Consider the following 6,786-nt stretch of genomic DNA (forward strand, 5'->3'; position numbering starts at 1 on the left):
GCCCTTGTACGGATCGATGAAAGTGACCGTGAAGTCTTTGCCGTCGAAGCCGCGCCATGAGCTCGGATCCATGATATTTGCGGTGCGGATGGGACACGTGCCGTCTTGAACAAGGCAGGGCGTCTGGCCCTTGCCTTGGCCGCAGCCCGGCGGCCAGGCCCAAGAAAAAGCTGTCCCGTAGTACCACTCGCCGATTTTCAGAACGTTGTTGTCGACGCTGTAGCCTTCCGGTCCCCTGTTCGGCTGATACTTGTAGGGAAGGCTGAGCAGGTAGTTGGCCGGCGGTTTGGCCTGACCAAAATGATAGCCGCCGTCATTGGACAACAGAAATGTGTCGGCATTGTACCAGCAGGTCGCCGTGTCGGTTTTTGCCGCGCACATGCCGACATGCTCCCAGCCGTGATATTCCATGTGGCCGAGCGCAACGATCTGTTTGCCGTCGACGGTGTAGAACTGCGTGAGCCAGGTATAGTCGTCGAAATCCGCCGGGTTGCCGTCGTGGCGCGATCTGTAGACCACTTGACAGTTATGTTTCGCTGTCTCGAGCGTCGGGCCGAGGCCGGCGCGCGTGACGGAATGTGAGGCTATCAGATGAATTGTTCCCTTGTCGTCGCGGAACGCGCGCGCGGCGGCATCGGGAATGTCGGTCAGCTCGCAGGAGTCTTTTCTTGTATCGAACGCGGCGACGGCCGGCCCGTCGAGAAACGCCGGCGTCGGCGGATCGGGGGGCCATCTTGGGTTCGGCAATTGAATCTTCCCGGAGCCTGCAAGCGCGGCGTTCTCCACATTTCCGACTGCTGCGATCCCATGAGCCCACATTTTCTTATTTTGAGAGCTTCGCAGCAGCTGATTGGGCAGCGCGATCTTGAAACGGTGCTTTCCACCGTCGGCATCGTGGCACTCGCGGTCGACAGCCGGCTCATTGGCGAGATCGGCCGTGCCCGGGGTCACGAAGCTGCCCGGCGGTTTGCCGCCCGCCGCGCCCCCTGCATAGATGTGCACGGCGATGGATGCTCTGCTGCCTTGCTGGCACGCCCAGCCGAAGGCGTAATATTGGTCACCTTCGTAACGAATATCGTCGATGACGCCGATCACCGGGCCCGCTTTTGGTGGCGGCGCCGCCGAAGCGTGGCCGCACAGTGAAGGCGCAAGGCCGGCAAGCGCGATCACAAGCAGGTGCTGCAGCCGTGGAGCAGCGAAGGGGCGGAGCATCGGACTCTCCAATCAAGGTGGCCCAGGAGGTGCGGGTGGTGATCGATTCGACGTTGACACCGGCGATCACCTGCGCGGCGCAGCGCGAGCGGCGAGACCGCCCCGCACCACAAGGACCATTGCAAGCGTCAGATTCCCATTTGGGTCTCCCATATCACAGCGGCCTCAGCGCCAGCTTGCCGGCATCGGTCAGCGCGCCGCAGCGGAAGATGGTCGTACCTGTTCCGGGATGGTCACCCCAATCGTAGTAGAGCGACGCCGCGAGCCGGCCCTGCTGCGCAAATTGGGCCATTGCGCCGCGCATGGTGTTGATCAGCTGCACGCGCGTCTTGTCGTCGACGGGACAGGACGCGTCGTTGTTGTTGAATCCCCATTCCGTCAGCCAGCACGGCTTGGCTGCCGTACACAAGGAGAAGGCATCCTTGTTGAGAAGATCATACAGGGTCGCAATCGGTCTCTTCGGATCGCCGCCCGGATAGACATGCACGCCATAGCCATCGGCCAATTGGTCGACGCCCTCGCGGCGCATGAAGGCGAGCGTCGCCGGAATGCTGACGCCGTCGAGCCGTTGCCCCGGCTTTTTGCCGGGCAGCCCGCCATCTGCGAGCCCAGCTGAGATCACCGGCGTCTTGCTGTTCAATCTCGAATGGTCACGCACGTCCTTGAGCGCCGCCAACACCCTCAAGTAAGCCCGGTAGCTCGCCGAGATTGCCTGGCCCTCTGGATCCTTCGGATTGTCAAGATCCGACAGAGCGAGCACACGCCCCGAGGCCTGCGCGGGCAGGAAGTCACCATTGAAGAAGGGACCATTGATCTCGTTGTCGAGTTCAAAGGCGGCGAGGTGGACGCCGGCGCTCTCCAGGGATTCGAGTTGGGGGGACAGCCAGGTCTTGAACTTGGCCGGATCGGAATCGGTCAGGGCCGCCGCGGCCCAGTGCAGGCCGAGCGCTGCATCGGCTGGTCGTGTGTGGGCGCCGCTTCCGCCCATAGTGGCATAGACGATTGCCACCACGCGGATGCCTTTGGCGAAGGCTTTGGTGGTAAAGCGATTGAAGCCATCGCCGACGCCTGTGCGGACGACCTTCACACCGTCCTTCTGCAGTTCGGCGATCAGCTCATCCTGCTGCTGCTCGCTCATCTTCTGGATTCCGATGACATTGACGCCGACGAGAAAGTTGCTCGTCGTCCCTGCGGGCGCTTCTGGCGGCAAAGATCCGATGGCGATCAGCAAGACCATGGCCAATAATTTGGATATGCGCATGTGGGACCATTACTCCTGGGCGAATGCCCGAAACGACTGCACGACCATGTTGTGACCTTCGGGATGGTCCGGGACCTTGCCGCCGGCCCAGTCGCCAAGCGCGGTCGAAAAGCGGATCGCCGCGGGTCCCTTGACCGCGTTCTTTGTGACCACGGCAGCGATCGGCTCGCCATCGACCTCGAAGACCATGTCGTTGGACGTCCGCAACAGCCCGATATCGTGAAAGCCGTAGGACAGGTTCTCGACGAAGCTTGCGCCCCATCCCATGCCGGCATGCTTCTCGGTGCCGTTCGGAGGTGGCCAATATTGCAGGCCAATATGGATGTAGCTCGGGTTGGTCGCCTCAGCGACATCGATCTCGAAATTATCGTCGGTGGTGAGCCAGAATGCGTTGTTGATGCCTTTGATGTCTGCGATCTTGATCCGGGCCTCGAAGAATCCGAACCCATATTTGGCTTTGCTACCAATGTGCCCAGTAGACCACTGCGCGCTGCGGCAGGTACTTGCGACCAGCGTCTTCAGCCGCAGTCCGGCCGGCGACGCCTCGACGCTGTCAGGCCTGCGGCACGATTTGAGCGTCGGATTATCGTCGCTCTCCAAGGTCCAATCAGCGGCAAGCTCCGCAGGACTCTCGAAGTTGCTGGAGAAGACCGGCGCCCTGCTGCCGGTGCGATAGGCGGCGATCGCAGCGCGGTCGGCCGCGGTGACCGCCCTGCGCACGCCCCATGGCTGGTCCGGGGATCCCCAGGTCACGGGTCCCTTCAGCGCCGCTGCCTCGCAAATCGGCGTCGTCGCAACGCAGGCGACCAGCGCAGCGAGTGATCTTGTGAGAGATTTCATCTGACGCCCTCGCCAAGCCTTGTGTTGCCAAACTATCTAATGCGCTGCCGTGATTGCAGACGCGACATCTGGCAAGAGGTTGCCCGTCACCGGATCGATCGCCCCGGAGAAGCAGGTGCCCTTGATGTTGCGGCTGGTGTTGAACGCCGTGGTGTCGCAGATCGCGGACTTCGCCGCGGAATCGTAGGAATAGTAGAACAAATATCCAATGTTGACTGGATTGGGCATCGATCGCAGATTCGCGATGACCTTCTCCTGAAAGGCGCTGATGACTTCGGCACGGGTCATGGCGAGAAAAGCGCCTTTCGCATCCGCCTGGTTGAGATCGAGCTTTATCCCGTCCCTGCTGGCCGGCTGGAAATACCACTTTCGGCCCGTCCAGAATACCGAGGCGGATTCGTTCCATTCGGTGATCCAGATCGGCTTTTGCTGGAGATGCGGGAGCAGCGCACCTTGCTCGGAAAGCTGTGTGGTCGCCCGATTGATCATGTACAGCGTCGTCATCGACGACAGATAGATGTGGCTGCCATAACCATCGACGAGGCTCGTGTAGTCGAAGGTCTTCGCAGACTCGTCAGGAAAGCTGGCCAGAGCCTGGATCAGCGCAGCCGAATTGCCGGTCGGGTTGGACATGCCGAAGGTGATGATCTTGGCGGCGGGAAAATAATCGCGAATCAGCCGGGCATAGGTCGCCAGAAACGGCGCGTAGCCGGCAACGAAGGCGTGGACCTGATCCTTGCTCAGGAACCACTGCCAATGGTGTGCCGCGAACTCCGAACTCTTCGGCATATCGGCATCGTTACAGTAGAGATCAGTCTCATTGCCGATCTCAAACGCGTCAACCGTGACGGCGGCCTGCTTCAGCGCATCAAAATAACCGCGCACGCGCTGCTCGAGCCTGGCGAGATTGATCTTGCTCAAAGGATAGGCCCCCCATTCGCAGCCGCTTGTCTTGGGATCGATATAGTCCTTCTTGTCGAAATCGTCTGGATGTCCTCCGACCACCGCCAGCATCTTCATGTCGCGCGCATGCACCTGGTTCACCATGTCGACGAACAATTTGATTCCGTCGGGTGTGTTGGCGCCGAAGCCGTCGCGAAACCATTGCACATGCATCCGGGCGATGCCGTCGAACACTGCCTTGCGCCTTGCCTCGAACACGCCTGGCCCGTTGTAAGGACCGTTGAATGGATAGACGTTCGGCTCACCCGGCGGCGCAAGCGTCCATTCCGTACCCATGTTCGACCGGTCGATACCGATCTCCAGCTTCGGCCGATCGCCGGCTTTCGCCTGTGGCCCCGTCAACGCGAGTGCGACCAAGGTGCTGCATGTTCCGATCAAGAGCCCCCAGCTGCGGATCATCTGTAATCAGCCTTCCGATTTGGACCCACTGGCGGTCACGCTACCTGTGCTTCTGTGGCGCTGGGTGAGGCCGGGGGGCTGGATGAGGCCTTGGCGGCGGAGGTGGGCGCCGAGGTGGTGGCGGCGGACGTCGCGGCGGTGCCGGCCTTGCGATATGCGGTGGTGGTGGACGACGCGGCTGCGGCGCGCGGTGCGGCGGAGGCGCATGCCTTGCACCCTGGACCGGCCGCTTGATTGCATGGACCGGAGGTGGCGGCGTTCGCTTCGATCGCGGCTCTGCAGCGCGCGGCTTGGCAGCGACTTGCAGCTTCGGTGAGTGATTGGCTCGCGCCTGGGCGTTCCTCGGCTGAGGCGCAGGCGGCGTGCCGGGCTTCGCCACCGGATTGAGCGCTGTGACCACGGGGCCATGTTTCGGTGGCGGCGCAAAGACCGGCTTGCCGGGACGGGCCGCGACAATGCCGGCTCCCTTGAATTGACCTGGATGCGGCGCGGCCGCGACTGCCGGATGGCCGTGATTGGTTGACAGGTGCAGGGCTGGATCGTGCTTCGCCGCGTCGGCATGGTGCGTCTGTTCAGTCGTCGGAGCGACATGAGCCTCTTTCGTGGCCGCAAGCTGCTCCTGAGTGGGCTTTTCGAGCACAGGAAGGCTGCGGGGCTGCGACAGATCGATCTGGCCGAACAGATGGGTGTCTACCAGTCCTGGGTGACCCACATGGAGTCCGGCCAGCGACGGATTGATGTCGTCGAGCTGATCGAGTTGGGGAAGATCCTGGGGTTCGACCCGGTCGACGTGGTTAGGAAGCTGAGTCGCAAGTAGATCATTGCGAAATCCGTTCGCTCGAACGAGACCGCGTCGAAAGCCGAGCAATGTACCGGACTTCCTATTCTAGATTGGCGCCAAAAGCGATGAAAGTGCAGCGAAGTCAGCGGCGCGTCGGGCGGCCCCTCCTTTGGAGGTAATGCCGTTCAATCTCGCTCAGATTGGTTTTGAGCAAGCCCTGATTGGTATCGTATCCGAACTTTGACCCTAATCGCCCAACTATGACCGCGGCCAACGGCCGATTTTCTTCATTCTGGCAACGTTGGTGCCGTTGATGAGGAGTGGGGAGCTCGTGCTCAAGGAAAACATTGGAAGCCGACCTTGGCTCCCTTACCCTCAGCGGTCCCCGCGCTGAAATTGCACAACGGTAGTCCATATTTCCTCGAAGCCTCGGATATTTTCTTTGAAGTTTCGATGGGATCGAGTCCGAAATCCCGCAGACGCTGCTCCGCAACCCGCGCGGGCGTTCCGGCAGCTGCGCAGAGGCCCAAAAGAGCGAGAGCGCGAATGGCATCGCCGTTGCCCTTGCTGCCGATTCTCAATAGATCCCAAAAGCCATTTTCGCTGAGCGCGGCCCGACACTTTTCTTGAAGCTTGGGCCGGACTCTCGCGAGCGCCCGGCGGGCGTAGAATTCCTCGACACTCGCGGCCAAAGCGGCTCGCGGCCCGGCCATGTCGTTCACGATCTCGCCCAACAGATCGTCCGATAGTCTCGAAAACTCCTCCGTAGCCGAAGCGAACTGCACTGATTCTATAGTTGCCCGGAAACCCATCTCGATCTCGGGGTTAGGAAATTCCGCGAACCCGCGAAGCCCGCTCTGACCCAAGCCCAAGAATGACCACCAGATAATTTTCCGTTTAGAAAAGCAGGCAAAGACCATACAATCCTCTTTGAGCGTCACTCCGCGGGCTACTTGAGGCATAAAGCACGCGACGAACCTGGCCCGCGTTTCACCTGGTTCGCGGTCCGGGGAGGCCAAGTTCAATTCGATTGGACCGTCCTCAAACTCGAACCGACATCGCCCGCCGCGAGTGGACGAGAACACTCCGTCTGCCGCAGCGATCAGGATTGCGGACCGGTGCGCGAGGCTCGATCCGAGCGAGATCGCAGCCAAGCGGTAGTCCTTCAGGCGTTCGCAGGCGGCCAATAACATCCCAGACAAGTCGCCCACCTCGCGCTCGAGGCGCGCGCGAATGCCGTCCCAGTCCTCGTCCTTGCGATCGAGGCATTCAGAGCCCCGCACGCCCGCGAGGACAGCTTCTTCATAGTGCTTCAGCCGGGAGTCCAGCG

General features: G+C 61.3%; 6 protein-coding genes and 1 pseudogene. 2 read left to right on the forward strand and 5 right to left on the reverse strand.

Annotated features, from left to right (window positions below; genetic code table 11):
* The 4 genes and pseudogenes from JOZ76_RS30740 to JOZ76_RS30755 form a co-directional block, all read right to left on the reverse strand.
* A pseudogene (locus JOZ76_RS30740) lies at positions 1 to 1,095 on the reverse strand (hypothetical protein); the annotation flags it as partial.
* A 271-nt stretch (positions 1,096 to 1,366) separates the two neighbouring features.
* Positions 1,367 to 2,473, reverse strand: a complete 1,107-nt coding sequence (locus tag JOZ76_RS30745) for a hypothetical protein (RefSeq protein WP_291705154.1) — start codon at positions 2,471 to 2,473, stop codon at positions 1,367 to 1,369.
* A 9-nt stretch (positions 2,474 to 2,482) separates the two neighbouring features.
* Positions 2,483 to 3,313 (reverse strand): glycoside hydrolase family 16 protein, encoded by an 831-nt coding sequence (locus tag JOZ76_RS30750; RefSeq protein ID WP_291705156.1) that lies wholly within the window; start codon positions 3,311 to 3,313, stop codon positions 2,483 to 2,485.
* 36 nt (positions 3,314 to 3,349) lie between these two features.
* Positions 3,350 to 4,675, reverse strand: a complete 1,326-nt coding sequence (locus JOZ76_RS30755) for a hypothetical protein (protein ID WP_291705157.1) — start codon at positions 4,673 to 4,675, stop codon at positions 3,350 to 3,352.
* Between the two features lie 90 nt (positions 4,676 to 4,765).
* Between JOZ76_RS30755 and JOZ76_RS30760 the strand changes: the two genes are divergently transcribed.
* Together JOZ76_RS30760 and JOZ76_RS30765 are read left to right on the forward strand one after the other, a co-directional pair.
* Positions 4,766 to 4,909 carry a hypothetical protein gene (locus tag JOZ76_RS30760; protein ID WP_291705158.1) on the forward strand — a complete coding sequence of 48 codons (144 nt, stop codon included), beginning with the start codon at positions 4,766 to 4,768 and terminating at the stop codon, positions 4,907 to 4,909.
* Between the two features lie 355 nt (positions 4,910 to 5,264).
* Positions 5,265 to 5,492: a helix-turn-helix domain-containing protein gene (locus JOZ76_RS30765; RefSeq protein ID WP_291705160.1), complete on the forward strand. Its 228-nt coding sequence runs from the start codon at positions 5,265 to 5,267 to the stop codon at positions 5,490 to 5,492.
* Positions 5,493 to 5,791: 299 nt separating this feature from the next.
* Here the strand turns inward: JOZ76_RS30765 and JOZ76_RS30770 are convergent.
* The coding region (locus tag JOZ76_RS30770) for a hypothetical protein (protein WP_291705159.1) at positions 5,792 to 6,786 on the reverse strand (995 nt) is incomplete at its 5' end.

Origin of the sequence: Bradyrhizobium sp., from assembly GCF_019244115.1 — a bacterium.
Classification (GTDB): domain Bacteria; phylum Pseudomonadota; class Alphaproteobacteria; order Rhizobiales; family Xanthobacteraceae; genus Bradyrhizobium.

Excerpts from the sequence above, each read along its gene's own strand:
- JOZ76_RS30745 (WP_291705154.1), bottom strand. The coding sequence starts at position 2,473 with ATGCGCATATCCAAATTATTGGCCATGGTCTTGCTGATCGCCATCGGA.
- JOZ76_RS30765 (WP_291705160.1), top strand. The coding sequence starts at position 5,265 with ATGAGCCTCTTTCGTGGCCGCAAGCTGCTCCTGAGTGGGCTTTTCGAG.
- JOZ76_RS30750 (WP_291705156.1), bottom strand. The coding sequence starts at position 3,313 with ATGAAATCTCTCACAAGATCACTCGCTGCGCTGGTCGCCTGCGTTGCG.
- JOZ76_RS30755 (WP_291705157.1), bottom strand. The coding sequence starts at position 4,675 with ATGATCCGCAGCTGGGGGCTCTTGATCGGAACATGCAGCACCTTGGTC.